The 1290-nt window shown below is 68.6% G+C and carries 1 protein-coding gene; it reads left to right on the plus strand.

All coding sequences use genetic code 11. From position 1 onward, the window contains the following. Window positions 1–19: 19 nt before the first annotated feature. Window positions 20–1290, plus strand: a 1271-nt coding sequence (locus ABZW30_RS47040) for an IS30 family transposase (protein WP_355677501.1), incomplete at its 3' end; no start/stop codon positions are given.

The following is a 1290-nucleotide window of genomic DNA, read 5'->3' on the forward strand; positions in this document are numbered from 1 at the left end:
GTTGACCGGGCGGTCGTCGATGAAGTCTCCTGGTGCGCCGGCGCTACGGCGGGAGGTGCAGCGCCAGTTCTGGCGGGAGATTGCGAAGGGGTTGCTCGCTGAGGAGGCGGCAACTGCGGTCGGCGTATCCCAGGCGGCGGGTGGCCGGTGGTTTCGGCACGGTGGCGGTATGCCACCGATGGATCTTGCCCCGCCCTCCGGCCGGTACCTGTCCTTCCACGAGCGTGAAGAGATCGCGATCCTGAAAGCGCAGGGCATCGGGGTTCGCGAGACCGCACGACGCCTCGGCCGCGATCCATCGACGATATCCCGGGAGCTGCGGCGCAACGCCGCGACCCGCGGCGGCCGGCTGGAGTACCGGGCCTCGGTCGCGCAGTGGAAGGCCGACCTCGTGGCTCAGCGTCCGAAGACGGCGAAGCTGGCCGCGAACGATCGGCTGCGGAACTACGTACAGGAAAGGCTTTCAGGCCAGGTCAGCCGCTTGGACGGGACGGCCCTGGGGCCGCAGGCCGCGCCATGGAAGGGACGGAACAAGCCGCACCGCGGCGACCGCCGGTGGGCCATGGCGTGGAGTCCGGAGCAGATCGCGAACCGACTGAAGGCCGACTTCCCCGATGATGAGTCCATGCGGATCAGCCACGAGGCGATCTACCAGGCCCTGTTCATCGAAGGCCGCGGAGCGCTCAAACGCGAGGTCGTCGCCTGCCTGCGTACTGGCAGGGCCCTGCGAGTTCCACGGGCCCGGTCGAAGCGGAAGGCGTGGGCGCACGTCACGCCCGAAGTATTGATCAGCGAACGGCCGGCCGAAGCCGACGACCGCGCCGTACCGGGACACTGGGAGGGCGACCTCCTGATCGGACTCGACCGATCGGCGATCGGCACACTGGTCGAGCGCACGACCCGGTTCACGGTGCTCGTCCACCTGCCCCGCCAAGACGGCTACGGCGTCGTTCCCCGCACCAAGAACGGGCCACCGCTGGCCGGCTACGGCGCCGTGACCATGAAGGACGCGCTTGCGACGACGATCGGCACCCTGCCCGAGCAGCTATGGCGGTCGTTGACCTGGGACCGCGGCAAGGAACTCTCGGCACACGCCCAGTTCACCATCGAGACCGGAGTTCCGGTCTACTTCGCCGACCCGCACAGCCCATGGCAACGCGGCACCAACGAGAACACGAACGGTCTGCTGCGGCAGTACTTCCCGAAGGGCACCGACCTGTCCCGATGGGCTGCGGAGGATATCGAAGCGGTTGCCGCCACGCTCAACAGCAGACCCCGCAAGAGCCTCGG

Source organism: Kitasatospora sp. NPDC004669 (assembly GCF_040609455.1).
Lineage (GTDB): Bacteria > Actinomycetota > Actinomycetes > Streptomycetales > Streptomycetaceae > Kitasatospora.